Raw genomic sequence first — 19,352 nt, 5'->3', positions numbered from 1 at the left:
TGATTTTTTCTTGAGACCGAATCCGTTTCAAATTAGAAGTTTGGCATGTCTTTTCAACTTCTAGATTTCGATAAGGGGATTTTCCTAAAAGAAGCGAATTCTACCAATTCTCTAGTCAAACAAAAGGAATTTTCACCGGGTACCTGGATATTAGCCGATTCTCAAAGTTCTGGAAAGGGTAGAAAGGGTAGAACCTGGACAATTTTAGGGAAGGAATCCATCATATTTTCCGGAAAACTCAGATCGACTGGAGATGTACCTTCCCCCAACCTATTTTCCATCATGGTAGGCTCTGCGGTCGCAAAGGCCTTACTTTCTACCTACAAAAATTCGATCTCTGTGAATGAACTGAAAATCAAATGGCCAAACGACATATTCGTAAGAGACAAAAAAGTCTGCGGAATATTAATCGAAACAGAACAAGAAGGTTCTCACTGGGACTGGATCGTTGGAATTGGAATCAACCTTTTGGGAGATCCTAAAGAAATCCCAGAGAATTTACCGGACGCAGGATTCGTAACAGCAGATCCAGCGAACGCAAATAAGAAACACGCTCTATTAGAAACTCTGATACCGTTGATAAACGACGCCGCATTGGCCATACAAAGAGACTCGGAACCTACGGAAGAACTTTCGTTTATCAACGAGCACCTGCTTTGGAAAGACCAAAAAGTCTTTTATACGGAAATGAGAGAACAAAAGAGCGGACAGCTTTTAGGAATCGATTCTGCAGGCAGAATGTTAGTTCGGTCTCCAAATGGAAAGGTCATCGAATTTATTGACACACCGGATGAATTCAGATCCTTGGAGTAGAAATGATTCTCGTTGTCGATATAGGAAATACGAACACAGTTTTCGGAATTTTTCGGGATGGGGCCAAAGAACCGATCTTTCATAAAAGAACCGTCACTAGAAGGGACAGAACTTCGGATGAATGGGGCTTATTTCTCCGAGGCTTTTTAAGAGAATTTGAAATCGCAAGCTCTTCGATCAAGGGCGGGATATATTCTTCTGTAGTTCCCACATTGAATCCGATCTTGGAAAGAATGATGCATGATTGGTTCGAAATCAATCCTGTGCAAGTTCACTACCAAATGAAATTGCCCTTTAAAATCAAGTATGCGAGACCCTTTGAAATAGGGGCTGACCGATTAGTGAACGCAACAGCGGCAATCATAGATCATCCCGGAAAATCCATAATTATAGATCTCGGGACTGCGACTACATTTTGCGTAGTCGACGATACACCGTCTTACATAGGCGGTGTCATTGCACCGGGGCTCAAAGTGTCTATGGATGCACTTACTAGAAATACCGCCCAGCTACCTCCGATTGTATTTCAGGCTCCATCCAAAATACTCGGGGACTCAACAGTTGAATCGATTCAAGCGGGTTTCTTCTACGGTTGGACAGGACTATTGGAGGGAATCATTCGAGAAATCAAATCTAAATACGGAAGCGATTACAAAGTAATCGGAACCGGCGGCCTGGTCACAACGATCGATGCCGCGCATCCAGGGTTGTTCGATCGAATCGAGCCGCTCTTGACATTACGAGGTTTACAAATCTTGTACGAAATGAATTCCGAACATTAAGAGATTATAATTTGGATTTAGAATTCGAACAAATCAGAAACCCTTCCGACGAATTGCAGGAATTCCTTTGGGGTCAACTCAGAGAATTTAGCACGTCGAAGCACAAGGATCCACGGTTAGAACCCTTTGATTATATTAGCATTTTGGCAAAGGACGGGGATCAGATTGTGGGTGGATTACTTGCAATCATGTATTTTCGCGGAATGAATTTGCAATGCTTATGGGTTCACGAGAAATTCAGAAAGCAAGGGTTAGGAAAGATCCTATTACGCAAGGCCGAAGAAGCAGCCAAAAAATTTGACTGCACTGTAGTATACGGAAATACTTTTACTTTCCAAGCTCCAGATTTTTATTTAAAGGAAGGATACAAAGTGTTCGGAACTATCGAAGATTATCCAAAAGGATACAATTGTTACTATCTAGTGAAGTATATCTAAGCCTAAAAAAACAGAAATCTCCCCAAGGCGACTCCCGCCAAACAAAACAAAACTCCAAACAAGTTCGATAGAAAAAAGTAACCGATCGCGAGAAGAAAGTTTCCGGATTCCAAGAGGCGAACTATCTCCAAACAAAAAGTGGAAAAGGTAGTAAAACCGCCCAAAAAGCCCACCGTAATTCCTGCACGAAGGTGGGCCGGCAGAATCGTCTTGTCTCCCTCCGTACCGAATACAATTCCGATCAAGAAAGCACCGACTATATTGACCAAGAAAGTAGCAAATGGGAAATCTAGAGTCCAAATTCTGAGGACAGCCAAGCTAGTATAATATCTTGCGAGTACCCCGAGTATCCCCGCGGGAATGATCCAGTAAATTGCGTTCATTCTAGTAAATAGGAGGGACCTTTCCTTCTGGTACAAAAATCGAAGATGATGTCTCACTTGCCAAGAAAATCGCTAGATTCGTCGCAAATCCTTGTTCGGCGAGCGCGGGCAAAAAAGTAAGATGGATCTGCAAAGATTCGATTAGATTTTTCAAATGTCTGCGTCCAGATTTCAAGCGATGAGATTTTGCTTTAATTCCAAAATCAGAGGCATATTTCATTGCCCTTTCAATTTCGGGTCTCCGCTGGAAAAATCTGTTTACGGTAGCAATGTGCAATTCCAGTTTCCTTTCCTCAGAAAGCATTACAGCGGTTCGCAAAGCCTTGCACGCATCGGAAGTTCCATCAAATAATACTAATATAGATTCTGGAAGTTCCAAAGAATCATCCGCAAGTAAAACCGGAGACGGACTCGATAGAAGGAATGCTCTTGACAACGAGCCGATCTTTGCGCCGCTTTTTTGGAAGTTTAAACCTCTTTTCCCAAGAACAACTAAATCGTACCAATTTGATTCTTTGACCAAAGCTGAAGCACCCCACCCGGTAATGAACCTAGACTCCACATTTTTAGTTATCTTTTTACATTCACGAAGGCGCTTTTCTAGGACGTCCTTCTCGTGCTTCTCAGATGCAGCCGGGGGTTGAGGAAGTTTGCGAGCGTAGAGGTGTGCAAGAGTTAATCTCGCGGACGTAACCCTTGCCACCCATAGAGCAAAATCTAAAGCTTTTCTACTTTGGACAGAGCTATCTTGGCCAACTAAAATGGAACGGTACACTGGTGCATCTGTATACCGTAGAGTTAAAGGATGTCAAGTTAAAGCGAACTTAGCCTGCAACTTCCTGTGCTTGTCTTTCCATGCCAGGACTTGCTTCAGAACTAAAATTCGATTTCTCTTGTTGGCTCGACTTCCTAGAATTTTTGAGAGATTCGTACATGCCCGGTTTTAGCGGAGACCATCCGATGTTTCTTCTCAGCTTCTTTAAGTATCCGAGGTACGCATGCTTATTGACGTAAACTGCGTTTCGATCGATCTTCAGGTATTTCACTCCTCCGTTCAAAACCGGATGATCTTTTTCGATGAGCTGCTTGAATTTCTTTTCGGATTTGCTTCCGTTTCTTTTCGAGGCAACATAAGAAGAAATTAAATCTGCCATCTCATCGTACATTTTGTATGCCCCGCCATCAGTTTCCATGTACCCAAGAGCATAAAGATCCTCGTGATCTCTGCTAAAGAGAGACAAATAAAGATCTGGCCTACCTCCTCTCCAAATGAAGTAAGACTTATCCATGTACGGAATTGACCAATTGTAACCGGTAGCATAAACGATCAGATCAACTTTTTCTCGGCTTCCGTCTTTGAATTCCACAAAGTCTCCGTCCAAGCGTGTGACATCCGGTTTTGCCTGAATATTACCATGTCTTAAATTATGAATAAGTTGATCGTTCGCGATCGGATGTGTTTCCAAAATATGGTGGTCGGGTTTTGGCAAACCTACTTTTCTAAGATCTCCCATCACAATTTTGTTTAATAGGAATTCAAAGATCGGCGTGGACATCCAAGCGGGCATCCAGGTTGATCCTTCGCCGAAAACGTCAGCAGGTACACCGAAAATATGTTTCGGAATAAAGTAATATCCTCTGCGCACGCTGATAAATGCGTTATCCGCGGTCGTAGCCGCATCGCAAGCAATATCGCAACCCGAATTACCTGCACCGATAATTAAAACTTTCTTTCCTTTAAAGATGCTTGGGTCATCATACTTAACCGAGTGCATCTGCTCTCCATTAAAACGACCCGGAAGAGTAGGCTGATTTGGATCCCAGGTAATTCCAGTAGCGCACACGACCCCTTTGTACTGAATCTTTTCGCCATTTTTTAAAGTCACGATCCAGCCTTTCTCCTCTTTGACTATATTCTGAATCGGCATATTGAAAGTAACGTGGTCGTACAAGTGGTATGTCTTTGCAAAAGATTTATGGTATTGCAGGATCAACTGATTGGAAGGATAGTCCGGATACTCCTCCGGCATTGGAAAATCAAAATACCCGGATAGAGTTTTTGAAGAGATAAAGTGCGCAGACTTATAAATCGGAGAACCTTGGTTTTTTGGGTCCCAGATTCCACCCACATCGGAATGCTTTTCAAACACATCAAAAGGAACTCCTTTCAATAGAAAGGACCTTGCCATCGCCAACCCGGCAGGACCGGCTCCGATAATACAATAGTGATCGGATTTGTCCTTAATTGCGGTCTCTTGGGATTTTTTTGCCATGGTTTTTCTCCTTACTCTTCGATTAACAATATATGATCAATGAACACATTTTCATGAGCATTGTTCATATTATTGATATTAGTCAACTGAAAATAGGACCCGATCTTGACCAAAAGAAAAAAAGTTGCCAGATAACCAAACTCAGAATGGATTCTATTTGAGCATGAATAAGCCGATTATAAGAAGGAAGCCGAGTCAAACTCGAAGTAGAGAACGGGTAGATCTTATCCTAAATACTGCCCGCGATTTAATCGGCCAATTTGGGAACGATGCGGTCAGTATGAGAGAGATAGCTACTAATGCCGGGATTCCAATTAGCTCGGTCTATCAATACTTTCCGGATAAAAGCTCTCTGTTGATGAGAATCATGACCGACTACTTCGAGTCGATTCACACTGCTCTCCGAAATGAAATCAGCGAAATCAATGACCTAGAAGCTTTATTCGAGGCTGTCCCTAAATCACTTAAAGTATTCGTAAACTTTTTTGTAGAGGATCCCGCTTTATCCAATATTTGGGCAGGCATACAAGCGGATCCAAAACTCGTCAAACTGGATGCAGACGACAGCTATCGCAACGCCGACCTTTTTAGCGACGTAATTCTTAAGGCCATTCCTGCTTTAAAGAAAAGCGAAGTAAAACCATTCGCTTTGTTTTTTACTCACACAGTCGGAAGTTTGGTCCGGTTCACTTTGATCGTGGACCAAACGGACGGAAAAGCTCTTCTAAGAGAGGCGCAAAAATTAATCGAGTTAAGGCTACTAGACCTTATACGCATCGCTGAAGAAAGAGCGAAAGCAAATCTGTAACTTTTAGAAGTTCATCGTGGAACACTAATCCGCTTCTTTTCCAATATTTTATAGACGAGAGCTCGGGCAAAGGATAAGAATAGCAAACTTATGGGCTATAAACGAACCATCGCGACCAGTGCATCCGAAGACCGTCTTGAAAAATTAATCCAGGACAGATTACAACCCGGAGCAAATAAAGAAAATGTTGATAAGCGAATATGGGACCTTTTCGGAGAAGAATGGTGTGTCATGTTCACGGATCTTTCCGGATTTTCGAGAGGCGTAGAAAAGTTCGGGATCATTCATTTTTTGCAAACTATTCACGAATCAGAAAGAATCCTAATCCCGGTCATAGAAGACCACGACGGAATTCTTCTGAAATCGGAAGGAGATAGTTTGCTGGTCATTTTCAGAAATGTAGGCAAAGGAATTCAGTCGGCAATTCGAATGCAAAAGGAACTGCTGACTTACAATAAGGATAAGATACCTGAAGAAAAAATTCTGCTCTGTGTCGGACTTGGATACGGGAAAGTTTTAAAAATCGGAGATTCGGATGTATTCGGTTCCGAAGTAAACTCAGCAAGCAAACTAGGTGAAGATACTGCAGAGGCTGGAGAAATCCTAGTGACAGATTCCGTTTTTCAGGAAGCTTCCAAGAACGGTTTTAAATTCGAACAACTTTCAGAAGCGCCCGCTGGAACTTCAAAAGCTTTTAGACTTCTATATTAGAAATAAAAAAGGAGAGAATTTCTTCTCTCCTTAAGATCAATTTTAGGATTCGAAAGAGAACCGTAAAAAGTTCTCTGACTACAATAATACTTTCGGAATTACCAGCGATAGTGGCTGAACGCTTTGTTTGCGTCTGCCATCTTACGGATGTCTTCCTTCTTCTTAATCGCAGATCCGGTTCCTTTTTGCGCTTCGATGAACTCGGCAGCCAACTTGTTTGCCATGCTCTTCTCGTTTCTCTCACGAGAATAGCGGATCAACCAGCGGATTCCGAGAGCCAAGCGACGCTCTGGACGAACTTCGATTGGAACTTGGTAAGTAACCCCACCCACTCTACGTGATTTTACTTCTACTTGAGGTTTTACATTCTCAAGAGCTTCTTTAAACGTAGTGTAAGGATCGTTTCCGGTTTTCTTTTGAATAATTTCTAAAGCATCAAAGAATAATTTCTCGGCGACTGACTTCTTTCCGTCTACCATCAGACAGTTGATGAATTTCGCAATTTGTGCGTCTCCATAAACTGGATCCGGTTGGATCTTGCGTGGTTCTACCTTTCCTCTTCTTCTAGACATCTCTAACTCCTATTACGCCTTAGGCTTCTTAGTTCCATACTTGGAACGGCCTTTACGACGTTTGTCGATACCCAGAGTATCCAAGGTACCACGGATAATATGATAACGAACCCCTGGAAGGTCTTTTACCCTTCCTCCGCGGATCAGAACAACGTTGTGCTCTTGCAGGTTATGTCCTTCACCCGGAATGTAAGCGGTTACTTCTATTCCAGTTGTTAAACGAACCCTTGCTACTTTTCTCATAGCAGAGTTTGGTTTTTTCGGAGTGAATGTTGTCACCCTCGTACACACCCCTCTTCTTTGGGGGCTGCTCTTTAAGGCAGGAGACTTAGATTTGTTTTTCTGTCTCTTTCTACCGTGGCGGATAAGCTGGCTTATTGTAGGCATGAATCCCTTCTTTTATTTCCGCGGTTTTCGGACTATTTTACCAAATTCCTAAAACCGCGCAGTTTGTAAAGTTTTCTCTTAGTTCTCGGTGTCTTCCGGTATCGCAGGAGGTAGTTCCTCTTCTTCGACTTCCAGAGGACGATCCAAGTCCCCGTATGTTTCCTTGAAGACCGCTACGTCGCGATACTTCCTCATTCCGGTACCTGCTGGGATCATGTGACCGATAATCACATTCTCTTTAAGTCCCATTAGGTTGTCCGTTTTTCCTTTGATTGCAGCGTCTGTCAGAACCTTAGTAGTCTCTTGGAAGGAAGCTGCCGAGAAGAACGACTCAGTATTCAAGGATGCTTTTGTCAGACCGAGCAGAATCGGAACCGATTGCGCAGGAGATCCACCTTCAGCGATGACTCTCTTGTTTTCTTCCATAAAGGTAAATCGATCCACTTGCTGCTGGCTTACAAACGAAGTATCCCCAGAGTCTGTAATCAGAACTTTTCTCATCATTTGGCGGACCACAACTTCGATATGCTTATCGTTGATGTGAACCCCTTGCAGTCTGTAAACCTCTTGGACCTCTTGGACGAGATAGACCTGAAGTGCGGTCACTCCCTTTACTCTCAAGATATCGTGAGGATCAAGGTTACCATCGTCTAACTGGTCTCCTCGTTTTACGTAGTCACCGTGACGAACGCGAAGCTGCTTTCCGATTGGAATCGTAACTTTTACTCTATCTTGGTCAGGATTGTCAGGAGTGATATAGAGAACGCGCTTTTCTTTCACGACTTCTCCGCTATCTTCGATCTTTCCATCCACTTCTGCCAGAGTAGTCGCGTCTTTCGGACGTCTTGCTTCGAACAACTCGTCTACACGAGGAAGTCCTCCGGTAATATCCCTGGTTTTTTCCGCCAAGGTAGGAATCTTAAAGAGAATATCGCCCGCTTTGACTTTGTCTCCATTCGGAACGCTAAGAATAGCATCCACCGGAACCACATATTCTTCTCTAGAACCACCGGATACGATTACGATTCTTGGTACTAGTTTTTCCCTACGTTGCTCGATGACTTTGTAGATAACGTTGGATGTTTTTACGTCCTCGTCGCGTCGTACGTTCTTTCCTACTTCCAGATCCACCCACTGAGCAACTCCTTCGAACTCGGAAACTCCGACTTCGTTATAAGGGTCAAATTCAGCTAAAGGTTGGTTGGCTTCGGTTACATCCGCAACTTTTACCTTGATCGCAGTTCCCGTTTTGACCGGAACAACTGCCTCATCGCCGAGAATACGGAACAGACCGTTCTCGATCTTAACAGTACCTGGAGCTTCAGAAGTTACGTTCTCGCCAGAAACAAAGGTAGCTACTAACTCGCCCTTATCTACTTTCTGGCCAGTCTCAACTCTTAAGTTGGTCAGATCAGCCGCGTTATATTGTTGAATCAATCTCTGAACCACAATAGAACCGCGACGAGTAAAGATCGTCTGACCTTTATCGTTTACGATCGTGCGCCCGTTGATATTGTTAACGATAGCTTTATAACCGACTTTGTGTTCCTTCTCCTGAACTTTCGCAGAAGCAGCACCACCGATGTGGAAGGTACGCATTGTCAGCTGAGTTCCCGGTTGCCCGATCGACTGAGCTGCGATAGTTCCTACAGCTTCACCTATCTCCACTTGGATCAGACGAGCCATGTCCATACCGTAACAACGCGCACAAATTCCCCAGCGAGCTTCGCAAGTCAGAGGAGAACGAACCTTAATTCTTTCGTAACCAAGGTTCTCGAGTTTTTGTCCCACTTCTCTGGTAATCAAAGTGTTCTTAGGATAAACGATTTGCTCAGATACAGGATCCACGATGTCTTCTGCAGTGAATCGGCCGAACACACGATCACTTAAGGAAACGATAATGTTCTCACCTTCTTTTACTGTTCCAAGAGTGATGGATTCTTCGGTCTCACAATCATCTTCTGCGACGATTACGTCTTGAGAGATGTCCACCAAACGACGGGTCAGGTAACCTGCGTCCGCAGTTTTCAAGGCGGTGTCCGCAAGACCTTTACGAGCTCCGTGAGTTGAGATAAAGAATTCTAGAACGCTCAATCCTTCGCGGAAGTTAGAACGGATCGCGAGTTCGATGATTTCTCCGGATGGTTTTGCCATCAATCCCCGCATCCCTGCGAGCTGACGAATCTGTTGCTTAGACCCGCGTGCCCCGGAAGCCGCCATGATAAAGACCGGATTGTATCCACCTTTATCTTTCTCTAACTCTTTGAACATTGAATCGGTGATCAGGTCGTTTGTCTTAGTCCAGATCTCGATTACTTTTTTCTTACGTTCTTCGTTAGTGATGATACCTTTCCGGTATTCGCCGTCAGCTCTCTCCACTTCCTTGTTCGCGTCACTTACCAGGGTTACTTTACCAGGAGAAACACGAATGTCTTCGATAGAGATCGTAGGGCTGAAGATTGTCGCATAACGATACCCAAGTTTTTTGATATCGTCCAACATTAGAACAGTCTGAGCAGCGCCGAATTTTTCATAAACATCTGCGATGATTCTGTTCGTTTCTTTATCGGAGAGTGGACGGTTTACGTATGCATAACCTTCCGGAAGAACCGTGTTAAAGATCAATCTTCCCGGAGTTGTTTCCAGGATTTTACCTTGGTGTAACACGGAAATCTTAGTCCGGTACTCGATCACTCCGCGATCAATCGCATACATCACTTCTTCTAAGTTCGCGAAAGATTTGAGGTTCGTTCCAGGTGCCGAAGGCAATTCCGAAGTTAGATAATAAATTCCTAATACGATATCCTGAGTTGGTCCGCAAATCGGATGCCCGTTTGCAGGGTTCAGAATATTGTGAGGAGAAAGCATGAGCATCCAAGTTTCCAACTGGGCTTTGGGAGTCAGAGGAACGTGGATCGCCATCTGGTCCCCGTCAAAGTCTGCGTTGAACGCGTGACATACTAACGGATGCAGCTTGATCGCTTTCCCTTCGACCAAAACAGGTAAGAAGGCTTGGATTCCGAGTCTATGGAGAGTCGGAGCACGGTTCAGAAGAACTGGGTGCTCTTTTACGACAGTCTCGAGAACGTCGAAGACTTCTTTTTCTTCTGCTTCTACTTTTTTCTTAGCAGACTTGATGTTCGGAGCGAGGTCCAGATCCACAAGTCTTTTCATTATAAAAGGCTTAAATAGCTCCAGAGCCATTTTTTTAGGAAGTCCCATCTCATGGTACTTCAACTCCGGACCGACAACGATTACCGAACGACCGGAATAGTCGACCCGCTTACCGAGTAGGTTTTGACGGAAACGACCTTGCTTTCCTTTGAGCATGTCGGAGATCGATTTTAGAGGACGATTTCCTTTTCCTTTTACAGTCCGCTTGCGGCGGCTGTTGTCGAAGAGAGCGTCCACAGCTTCCTGCAACATTCTCTTTTCGTTACGAACGATGATTTCAGGAGCCTTTAGTGCTAGTAGTCTTTTGAGACGATTGTTCCTGTTAATGACTCGGCGATACAAGTCGTTCAAGTCAGAAGTCGCAAAGCGTCCACCTTCCAACTGCACCATAGGGCGAAGTTCGGGAGGAATGACCGGAACCACATCTAGAACCATCCACTCAGGGCGGTTTCCTGAATCACGGAACGCCTCTAAAACTTCAAGACGCTTCAGAATTCTCTTATCAGAAATTTTTTCTTTATCTTGGATTTTCTGACGGATAATGCGCGCTTCTGCATCCACGTCGATGCGAGAAAGTAATTCCTTAATCGCATCCGCTCCGATTCCAGCTACGAACTTATCTCCGTACTCGTCTAGATACGCGTGGTATTCTTCCTCGTCGATTAGCTCTCCGCGATTTCTTCCCGTGTCCGCCGGATCTATGATCACATACTTTTCAAAGTATAGAACGCTCTTGAGTTGATTGATGGTCATGTCCAAGAGCAGACCCATACGAGATGGAACTGAGCGATAGTACCAGATATGTGATACAGGAGCCGCTAACTCGATATGACCCATTCTCTCTCTACGGACCTTGGAGTGAGTTACTTCCACACCACATTTGTCGCAGACCACGCCTTTGTAACGGATAGACTTGAACTTACCGCAATAGCATTCCCAGTCTTTCGTAGTCCCAAAGATCTTTTCGCAGAATAGACCGTCTCTCTCCGGCTTTAAAGTCCGGTAGTTGATGGTTTCTGGTTTCTTGACTTCGCCGTAGGACCATTCTTTGATTCTTTCCGGTGAAGCCAGTCTTATCGTAATTGATTCGAAGTCGTTGTTGGATCTCATGCTGCGGTTCCCTTAAGCGTTTTCGATGGTCTCGAATTTAATCTTCTTCTTACTTTTGGAATATTCATCTTCGTAATCGGAGATATCCACTTGGTTACCTTCCGAGTCGGTGATGACGATATCCAACGCAAGTCCTCTGAGTTCCTGTACCAATACGTTAAAGGACTCCGGAATTCCAGGTTTGATGGAATGAATTCCTTTAACGATTGCCTCGTAGATCCGAGCCCTTCCGAGCATATCGTCGGACTTGATCGTGAGTAATTCTTGTAATGTATGGGATGCTCCGTATGCTTCCAGTGCCCAAACTTCCATTTCTCCCAAACGCTGACCACCGAACTGAGCCTTTCCTCCCAGTGGTTGCTGAGTAACCAGAGAGTAAGGTCCTGTGGAACGAGCGTGAATTTTGTCGTCCACAAGGTGAGCCAGTTTCAACATGTAGATGTATCCGCAGAATACTTCGTTCATGAACGGCATTCCGGTTCTTCCATCATACAGTTTAAATTTAGAACTCAATGGAAGGTTTGCTTCCTTGCAATATTTCTCAACGTCTGCTTCTGTCGCACCATCGAAGACCGGTGTTTCAAAATTGATTCCGAGTCTGCTTGCGGCCAAGCCGAGTTGTGTTTCGAAAATCTGCCCGAGGTTCATCCGCGAAGGAACACCTAACGGATTGAGTACGATATCCATCGGAGTACCGTCTTCCATGTAAGGCATATCTTCTTCAGCCATGATGCGAGCGACCACACCTTTGTTTCCGTGGCGACCGGCCATTTTATCTCCGACCAAAAGCTTACGCTTGCGAGCCACAAAAACTTTGACCATTTCTTCTACGCCGGCAGGCAACTCGTCGCCTTTCTCACGAGAGAATCTCTTGATATCGATGACTGTTCCCTCGAAGCCGTTTGGCATACGAAGTGAAGAATCTCTAACTTCCTTTGCCTTTTCTCCGAAGATGGAATGTAAAAGTTTATATTCAGGAGTGAGGTCTGTTTCTCCTTTTGGAGTCACCATACCCACCAGGATATCGCCTGGTTTTACTTCTGCTCCGATTCGAATCACACCTGTCTCATCCAGATCCCGGAATGCTTTGTCGGATAAATTTGGAATATCTCGAGTGATCTGCTCTTGTCCAAGTTTAGTTTCTCTAGCTTGGATTTCGAACTCTTCGATGTGAATAGAAGTGAAGATATCTTCCTTCACTACTTTTTCGGAGATTAAGATCGCGTCTTCGAAGTTGTAACCTTCCCAAGGCATAAATCCTACGAGAACGTTTCTTCCGAGTGCGAGAGTACCGGTATCTACTGCTGGTCCGTCCGCAAGGATCGTTCCTTTTTGCAGAATATTTCCGTGCTCGTCTAATCTCTCTCCAACGATGATTTGTCCAGCGATCGTACTTCCTCTACGAACTTCTTCGCCGTTTGCAACAAGCGGTTGGTATTGCTTGGACCCGATCTGGAGAACGTACTCTCTAATTTGTCCGTTGTCCGCTGTAACTTCGATTTTATCCTTACCGACCTTGGAAACTTTTCCATCGATTTCAGAGTGGACCACTCCAACTACTGGAGTTTGGTTAAAACAAGTTCCTTGGTTGGTCTTTTTGAACTTTGTAAGATCGTAAGTATCAGTTTCTTTGCCGCCTTTTCTTTCTGCGACGATCTTCTCTGCGTCTACGTACTTAACTACTCCGTCTTGTTTTGCGATTAAGCAAATTCTAGAATCGTATGCAGCGCGGGTCTCCATACCAGTTCCCACAAACGGAGCCTCTTGTTTCAAAAGAGGAACTGCCTGACGTTGCATGTTGGAACCCATGAGCGCACGGTTCGCGTCGTCATGTTCCAAGAACGGAATCAGCGCAGTAGAAACAGAAACCACTTGCATAGGAGCAAGGTCCATGTACTGGATTTCGTTCGGATTTCTGAAAGGGAAGTCGGAACGGTGACGAGTTGAGATCAGCTTGTTTTTGAACTCGCCTTTTTCATCCACTGCAGAAGAAGACTGAGCGATAAAATGATACTCTTCCTTGTCTGCGGTAAGATACTCTATCTGATTCGCAACTTTTCCATTTTTGACAACTCGATAAGGAGTTTCCAAGAATCCATAGTCGTTGACTCGAGCATACGAAGACATGGACAGAATCAATCCGATGTTTGGACCTTCCGGAGTTTCAATCGGACACATACGACCGTAGTGGCTGTAGTGAACGTCGCGAACCTCGAAGCCCGCTCTGTCTCGAGAGAGACCTCCCGGTCCGAGAGCGTTGAGACGACGTTTGTGAGTGAGCTCTGCAAGTGGGTTCGTCTGATCCATGAACTGAGATAACTGGCTGGATCCGAAGAACTCGTTGATGACCGCAGTAATCGGTTTGATGGAAATCAGTAGCTGAGGTGTTTGAGTTCCTACTTCTTGAACGGTCATTCTTTCTTTGATGACGCGTTCAACCCGTGTAAAACCTACTTTTAGCTGGTTAGCAATCAGCTCACCTACAGAACGAATCCTACGATTTCCGAGGTGGTCGATATCATCCGGGTAATAGTTTTCGGTTTCAGAAATCAGGTTCAGGAGATAACGAACCGTTTCAATAATATCAGCAGGACGAAGAACTCTCTCGTGAACGCTGGTGAATTCTTTCGGGTTGTTAAATTCAAACTTGCTGTTGATTTTGTAACGACCTACATCACCCAGATCAAAGGTCTTTGGAGAAAAGAATAAACGATTCAACTCTGCTTCTGCGTTTTCGATCGTAGAAGGTTCGCCTTGGCGCATAATCGAATGGAATTTCAGAACTGCGTCTTCGTAATCGTTGACTCCATCTTTTTCCAAACAGTTCACAAGAACCGGATTGTCCTTTTCACGCGGGAACTCCACGAGTTCAACTTCTTTGACTTTCATCTCTTTCAAGATGGAAATATTGTCTTCGTTAACTTTGGATCCGGCTTCGAGCATTACTTCTCCGGTTTCCATGTTGATCACATCTGCGATCACCCTTCTACCGATGATTCTTTTTAGCTCTCTAGAAGTAGCTCCGGTGATTTTCAGTTTCGTAGAACGATAGAATAAACGTAGGACTTCCTCGTTTGTTCCGTGTCCTAGAGACTTAACTAGTAATGTAGCTGGGAACTTTTTCTTACGGTCGATCTTCGCAACTAGGATCCCTTTGTTGTCCATCTCGAACTCTAACCAAGATCCGCGATAAGGAATCACTCTTGCGGAATAGGTATCTTTCTCAGTATCATAAGAGAAAAAGATTCCTGGAGAACGGTGCAGCTGGCTCACGACCACTCTTTCTGCTCCATTGATGATAAAGGTTCCTTGCTCTGTCATGACAGGCAGGTCACCCATATAAACAATCTGCTCTCTGATCTCTCCGGTTTCTTTAATGATTAAGCGAATTACTGCTTTTAACGGAAGCGCAAAAGTTGCGTCCGTATCCTTACATTCTTGAGGAGACTTTTTAGGATCTCCTAGAACATAATGGCTGTATTCCATTACCATATCGTTGTTGGGACTTTCGATAGGGAATGTTTCGCGAAAAACTGCTTCCAAACCTTGGTTCTTACGTTTGGTGGGGTCCTTTACTTCTGATTGGAGAAACCAATCAAAGGACTTCTTCTGAATTTGAATCAAGTTTGGAAGGTAATCAAGATTCGTAATCTTTCCAAAATTTACCCGTTTTCTCTCTACTTGACCGTACATCGGATGCCCCCTTGTGGGAAAAAATAATGAATAATTGCGATAAAAAGCAATCGGGCAAGGAGGCCTAGACCTCCTTGCCTAAATGAAAGGATTGATTGTTGGTTTCGAGGAGACAGAGCCTCGGGACCGATCAAACAGCCTTGAGTTCGATTTGGGCGCCGACCGCTTCTAGTTTCTTTTTCAGGTCTTCAGCTTCTGCTTTAGCAACCCCTTCTTTCACTGACTTTCCGCCCGCTTCTACTAGATCTTTCGCTTCTTTCAAGCCGAGTCCAGTTATTTCACGAACAACTTTGATGACTTCGATTTTCTTATCGCCAAAGCCTTTGAGGATTACATTGAAAGAAGCAGGCTCTTCAGCTGCTGCTGCTCCGCCGCCCGCAGGTGCTGCCGCCGCAACTGCGACTGGAGCTGCTGCGGAAATTCCGAACTTCTCTTCCATTTTCTTAACGAGGTCGGCCGCCTCTACGAGAGTCAGCTTTCCGATTTGCTCTAATAACGTTTCAGTAGACATTAGGTGCTCCTTTGATTCCGTTTCGTCCTTTATTCTTCTAAATAGGTTCTTCTATTGGTTGTTCTTCTCTGCGACTGCTTGAATCGCACGTGCAAGACTTGCAATGATCTGGTTGATTCCAGAAGCAATGCTTCTTGCAGGACCGTTAATACCGCCAGCAATCTGAGCCAAGAGTTGCTCTTTGCTTGGCAAGCCTGCAATGGCCTCGACACCGTTTGCATCGAGAACGCCACCGTCCATATAACCTGCCTTTAAGACTAGATTCTTGTTAGTCTTTGCAAATTCTTTACAGATCTTTGCAATGGAAGGAAGGTTTGCATCTGCGAAGATTGCAGCAAGCGGGCCTTGGTATTCTGGTCCAAAAGCGATGTTCTTATCCTTGTGCTTTGCGGATTCTTTCAGGGCGAGTAGGAATAAGTTGTTCTTAACAACTTTCATTTCCGAACCTTCTTTACGAAGTTTCGCTCTCAGTCCTGTGATCTCCTCAACGGTAAGTCCGCTGTAGCTTGCTAAAATAAAATCGCTGTTTGCTTCTAATTTTCCCTTGAGTAGGGCAACTTTTTCGTATTTGTCCTGGCTGGGCATCTGATATTTCTCCCTGCTCCCCCTTCCTTACACGGAAGAGTTCACGAGCTCCTTAACATCTACCTTAATTCCCACACCCATGGTCGGTGCCACAGAGAAGGTCTTGAGATAGTCACCTTTTGCGTCCGAGGGTTTGTCCCGGAGAAGGGTTTGTACGACAGTGCGAATATTCTCCACGAGTTTTGCTTGGTCAAAGCTGACCTTACCAACTCCGAGGTGAACAACTCCGCCTTTGTCAGGACGATATTCGATACGACCTGATTTTAGCTCGGTAATTGCTTTCACTACGTCATTCGTAACAGTGCCTGCCTTTGGCTTGGGCATAAGTCCCTTGCGACCTAGAATAGGGCCTAATTTTCCCACATCCTTCATCATGTCAGGAGTAGCCACGCAAGCATCGAAGTCAGTCCATCCGCCGGCGACTTTTTCGATCAAGTCCATATCTCCCACAAATTCCGCACCGGCAGCCTTTGCGTCGTTCTGCTTGTCTCCTTTACAAAAGACTAATACTCGAACTTTCTTTCCGGTTCCGTGCGGTAAAGAGATGGTCCCGCGAACATTCTGGAGTGATTTATAATTTACTTTAGTTGCGATTTCGATCGTTCCATCGAACTTGCTGTAAGAAGAAGCTTTTGCTAATTCCACGGCTTTGTCGACTGGATACACCTTGGTGCTGTCGATTTTATCTTTCGCAGCACGGTATTTTTTTCCGCGATTCATTATGCTCTCCTTCTATTAACCTTCTACAGTAACGCCCATAGAACGACAAGTCCCTGCGATAATCGCAACTGCCGCATCTACATCGTTCGCGTTCAGATCCGCCATTTTAGTTTTGGCGATTTCTTCCAGCTGTTTACGGGTAATCTTCCCCACCTTGGTGGTGTGAGGTGTTGGAGATCCGGTCTCTATCCCGATCGCTTTCTTTACTAGAAGAGCTGCAGGAGGAGCCTTGGTGATAAACGTAAAACTCCGGTCGGAGAATACGGTGATTACAACGGGAAGTTTATATCCGATTTGGGACTTGGTCCTCTCGTTGAACTGTTTGCAAAACTCCATAATGTTCAAACCGGCTTGACCTAAAGCTGGACCTACAGGAGGTGCAGGGTTGGCCTTTCCGGCTTCCACTTGGAGCTTAATCTGCTTAACTACTTTTTTTGCTGCCATTGGCGAAACACCTTAATTTGTTTCTCCCGGTATATCCCACCGGTCAAGGTTCGGTTTTTACCTGTAAATAATCTAATTCCACAGGCGTGGAGCGTCCGAAAATCTCCACTTTCACTCTAAGCCTTCCTTTATCAGGAAAGATTTCATCTACAACTCCGGTGAAGTTGGCAAATGGTCCGTCGATAATCTTGAGACTATCTCCCACTTTAAATAGAATGCGAGGAGTCATCGGCTCTTCGCTCTTCACATCACCAGATTCCGCAAAAAGATTTTTCACTTCTTCTACGGATAAAGGTTCTGGTCCTCCATCTTTGGATCCCACAAACGTGGAAACAGAAGGAAGACTTTGAATCATGAAACGGAGGTCATCGTCCATCTCCATCTCGATCAGGACGTAACCGGGCATCAGTTTTTTTTTGGAGACTTTCTTTTTCCCGTTCTTCATCTCGGCCACATCCATGGTCGGGATTCTGATCTGGGCTATCTTTTCTTCCAGCTTACGCTGTAGAACAAGCTTCTCCAAGTTTTTTTGGACCTTATTCTCATGACCGGAATAGGTCTGAAGCGCATACCATTTCAAATCGCCCATTGCTCCTACCTCGGTATTCCCTAGCTCCTTAATTCTCACAGATTCCAAAATCCGGTGAGTATCCGGACAAATGCCATGTCAGAAAGGAAAAGAAATGTTGAGAAAAATAGTACGGTTGCGAGTACCACAAAAGTAGACTGTACAACTTCCTGGCGATTTGGCCACTGGACTTTTTTCAGCTCTTCTCTGCACTCTTGTATGAAAACGCTCAACTTCACTCTTTTCCTTCCTAAAGATAAGGTTTGTTCCTCTTTTGGAACTTTCTCTCCAGGCCTGGAGAGAATCGAACTCCCACCAAGGACTTTGGAGATCCTTGTTCTACCATTAAACTACAGGCCTGTTTCTATAAACCAGCCCTCTACCAGGCTTGAACTGGTGACCCCTTCCTTACCATGGAAGTGCTCTACCGCTGAGCTAAGAGGGCGTGCTTCGATCTTTGCCCCCTGGTAGGGAAGCTAGAAATACACATTATTTTTACCCTGGGTCGTAGGTCAAGGTTTTCGCGCCCGAATGGGGGTGATTCACCTGTATGTTCAAAAGTTTTTCTTAGACGCTAGTATAACTGGCATTATTTGTGCTAGACACTCAGATCGGTTAGCTCCGAAAACCGATCCCCTAGCAACTTTTGAACCAAAAACTTTCCCATCCAGAAAAACGGATGTCTTCCATTTTTGAAAAAAAAAATGAAGCACATGAGAATTTCCAGAAAATGAAGAAAAAAGAGGTAAGAAAATGGGAAAACCACTTGAAAGCTATCAGATTAAGCCATATAATGCCATCTATTCTAGACATATGAAGACTACACTCTACATACCAGATGAGCTACTCGCGAGTGCTCAACAATATACCGGAATTGAGGAAAAGACCAGACTAGTACAAGAAGGCTTAAAAGCTCTGATTCGGGAGAAGGCAGCCGAAAGACTTGCATTACTGGGAGGGTCAGAATCGAATGCTAGCGCTCCAGAAAGAAGGAAAATGCAAGAGTGAAAGTTCTTGTGGATACATCGGTCTGGATTGACCACCTCAGGACACCAGATTTGGAGCTAATAGAGCTGTTAAAACAGGGCCTAGTGTTACAGCACCCTTTTGTAATCGGTGAATTGAGCTTGGGAAGAATTCAGAACAAAAGTGATTTCTTGAATAACTTACGGCAACTTCCGGAAAGCAAAATTGCCACGCACAAGGAAGTATTCCAATTTGCAGAAATTCGCTCACTTGCTTCCAGCGGAATCGGCTGGATCGATGCGCATCTATTGGCTAGTTGCGTTATCTCCAGATCCAGTTTATTTACTAAAGATAAATCCTTACGCCGCACTGCAGAATCCTTATCTCTTCACGTGCAAACGAAATCCTAAAACGA

20 protein-coding genes and 2 tRNA genes are annotated in these 19,352 nt (G+C 44.5%); 7 read left to right on the top strand and 15 right to left on the bottom strand.

Annotation, left to right across the window (positions count from 1 at the left end; translation table 11 throughout):
• Positions 1 to 45 precede the first annotated feature (45 nt).
• Genes CH373_RS03685 through CH373_RS03675 form a run of 3 tightly spaced genes read left to right on the top strand, consistent with a single transcriptional unit; the run spans position 46 to position 2,032 of the window.
• Complete coding sequence (locus CH373_RS03685; protein WP_100714785.1) at positions 46 to 813, top strand: biotin--[acetyl-CoA-carboxylase] ligase; 768 nt, start codon at positions 46 to 48, stop codon at positions 811 to 813.
• Between the two features lie 2 nt (positions 814 to 815).
• Positions 816 to 1,595 (top strand): type III pantothenate kinase, encoded by a 780-nt coding sequence (locus tag CH373_RS03680; RefSeq protein WP_100714784.1) that lies wholly within the window; start codon positions 816 to 818, stop codon positions 1,593 to 1,595.
• An 11-nt stretch (positions 1,596 to 1,606) separates the two neighbouring features.
• The gene (locus CH373_RS03675; protein WP_165778768.1) at positions 1,607 to 2,032 is read left to right on the top strand and encodes a GNAT family N-acetyltransferase; all 426 of its coding nucleotides are present in this window, start codon (positions 1,607 to 1,609) and stop codon (positions 2,030 to 2,032) included.
• A 2-nt stretch (positions 2,033 to 2,034) separates the two neighbouring features.
• On the opposite strand, the gene crcB is transcribed toward CH373_RS03675, so the two are convergent.
• Genes crcB through CH373_RS03660 form a run of 3 tightly spaced genes read right to left on the bottom strand, consistent with a single transcriptional unit; the run spans position 2,035 to position 4,688 of the window.
• Positions 2,035 to 2,415, bottom strand: a complete 381-nt coding sequence (gene crcB, locus CH373_RS03670; protein ID WP_100714782.1) for a fluoride efflux transporter CrcB — start codon at positions 2,413 to 2,415, stop codon at positions 2,035 to 2,037.
• Between the two features lies 1 nt (position 2,416).
• Positions 2,417 to 3,190, bottom strand: coding sequence for a universal stress protein (locus CH373_RS03665; RefSeq protein WP_100714781.1), 774 nt, complete (start codon positions 3,188 to 3,190; stop codon positions 2,417 to 2,419).
• A gap of 49 nt (positions 3,191 to 3,239) precedes the next feature.
• The gene (locus tag CH373_RS03660; RefSeq protein WP_100714780.1) at positions 3,240 to 4,688 is read right to left on the bottom strand and encodes a flavin-containing monooxygenase; all 1,449 of its coding nucleotides are present in this window, start codon (positions 4,686 to 4,688) and stop codon (positions 3,240 to 3,242) included.
• Positions 4,689 to 4,812: 124 nt separating this feature from the next.
• On the opposite strand from CH373_RS03660, the gene CH373_RS03655 reads away from it, so the two are divergent.
• Complete coding sequence (locus CH373_RS03655) at positions 4,813 to 5,496, top strand: TetR/AcrR family transcriptional regulator (protein WP_125170034.1); 684 nt, start codon at positions 4,813 to 4,815, stop codon at positions 5,494 to 5,496.
• A 90-nt stretch (positions 5,497 to 5,586) separates the two neighbouring features.
• Entirely contained in the window at positions 5,587 to 6,207 is a 621-nt protein-coding gene (locus CH373_RS03650) for an adenylate/guanylate cyclase domain-containing protein (protein WP_100714778.1), read from the top strand.
• A gap of 98 nt (positions 6,208 to 6,305) precedes the next feature.
• Here CH373_RS03650 and rpsG read toward each other — a convergent pair whose 3' ends face one another.
• The 12 genes from rpsG to CH373_RS03590 form a co-directional block, all read right to left on the bottom strand.
• Entirely contained in the window at positions 6,306 to 6,779 is a 474-nt protein-coding gene (rpsG, locus tag CH373_RS03645; protein WP_100714777.1) for a 30S ribosomal protein S7, read from the bottom strand.
• Positions 6,780 to 6,791: 12 nt separating this feature from the next.
• A complete protein-coding gene (gene rpsL, locus CH373_RS03640; RefSeq protein ID WP_100714776.1) occupies positions 6,792 to 7,166 on the bottom strand; it encodes a 30S ribosomal protein S12 in 375 nt (124 codons plus the stop codon).
• A gap of 78 nt (positions 7,167 to 7,244) precedes the next feature.
• Positions 7,245 to 11,450: a DNA-directed RNA polymerase subunit beta' gene (rpoC, locus tag CH373_RS03635; RefSeq protein WP_100714775.1), complete on the bottom strand. Its 4,206-nt coding sequence runs from the start codon at positions 11,448 to 11,450 to the stop codon at positions 7,245 to 7,247.
• 12 nt (positions 11,451 to 11,462) lie between these two features.
• Positions 11,463 to 15,143, bottom strand: a complete 3,681-nt coding sequence (rpoB, locus tag CH373_RS03630; protein WP_100714774.1) for a DNA-directed RNA polymerase subunit beta — start codon at positions 15,141 to 15,143, stop codon at positions 11,463 to 11,465.
• Positions 15,144 to 15,273: 130 nt separating this feature from the next.
• A complete protein-coding gene (rplL, locus tag CH373_RS03625; RefSeq protein ID WP_100714773.1) occupies positions 15,274 to 15,654 on the bottom strand; it encodes a 50S ribosomal protein L7/L12 in 381 nt (126 codons plus the stop codon).
• 51 nt (positions 15,655 to 15,705) lie between these two features.
• Positions 15,706 to 16,239, bottom strand: a complete 534-nt coding sequence (gene rplJ, locus CH373_RS03620) for a 50S ribosomal protein L10 (protein ID WP_100714772.1) — start codon at positions 16,237 to 16,239, stop codon at positions 15,706 to 15,708.
• 27 nt (positions 16,240 to 16,266) lie between these two features.
• Positions 16,267 to 16,959 (bottom strand): 50S ribosomal protein L1, encoded by a 693-nt coding sequence (gene rplA / locus CH373_RS03615; protein WP_100714771.1) that lies wholly within the window; start codon positions 16,957 to 16,959, stop codon positions 16,267 to 16,269.
• Between the two features lie 15 nt (positions 16,960 to 16,974).
• Positions 16,975 to 17,403, bottom strand: a complete 429-nt coding sequence (gene rplK / locus CH373_RS03610) for a 50S ribosomal protein L11 (protein WP_100714770.1) — start codon at positions 17,401 to 17,403, stop codon at positions 16,975 to 16,977.
• Between the two features lie 43 nt (positions 17,404 to 17,446).
• Positions 17,447 to 17,992 (bottom strand): transcription termination/antitermination protein NusG, encoded by a 546-nt coding sequence (gene nusG, locus CH373_RS03605; protein WP_100714818.1) that lies wholly within the window; start codon positions 17,990 to 17,992, stop codon positions 17,447 to 17,449.
• A 35-nt stretch (positions 17,993 to 18,027) separates the two neighbouring features.
• On the bottom strand, positions 18,028 to 18,210 hold the full coding sequence (secE, locus tag CH373_RS03600; RefSeq protein WP_100714769.1) for a preprotein translocase subunit SecE: 183 nt from the start codon (positions 18,208 to 18,210) through the stop codon (positions 18,028 to 18,030).
• Between the two features lie 50 nt (positions 18,211 to 18,260).
• Positions 18,261 to 18,331, bottom strand: a tRNA-Trp gene (locus CH373_RS03595).
• Between the two features lie 13 nt (positions 18,332 to 18,344).
• Positions 18,345 to 18,416, bottom strand: a tRNA-Thr gene (locus CH373_RS03590).
• Positions 18,417 to 18,724: 308 nt separating this feature from the next.
• On the opposite strand from CH373_RS03590, the gene CH373_RS03585 reads away from it, so the two are divergent.
• Both CH373_RS03585 and CH373_RS03580 read left to right on the top strand, forming a co-directional pair.
• Entirely contained in the window at positions 18,725 to 18,979 is a 255-nt protein-coding gene (locus CH373_RS03585; RefSeq protein WP_207761486.1) for a type II toxin-antitoxin system VapB family antitoxin, read from the top strand.
• Positions 18,976 to 19,347 (top strand): type II toxin-antitoxin system VapC family toxin, encoded by a 372-nt coding sequence (locus CH373_RS03580; protein ID WP_100714768.1) that lies wholly within the window; start codon positions 18,976 to 18,978, stop codon positions 19,345 to 19,347. Before CH373_RS03585 ends, CH373_RS03580 begins: the two co-directional genes overlap by 4 nt.
• Positions 19,348 to 19,352: the final 5 nt, after the last annotated feature.

Source organism: Leptospira perolatii (genome assembly GCF_002811875.1).
Classification (GTDB): Bacteria; Spirochaetota; Leptospiria; order Leptospirales; family Leptospiraceae; genus Leptospira_B; species Leptospira_B perolatii.
Note: the sequence above shows the minus strand (reverse complement) of the source record. Positions and strands in the feature narration are given on the sequence as shown.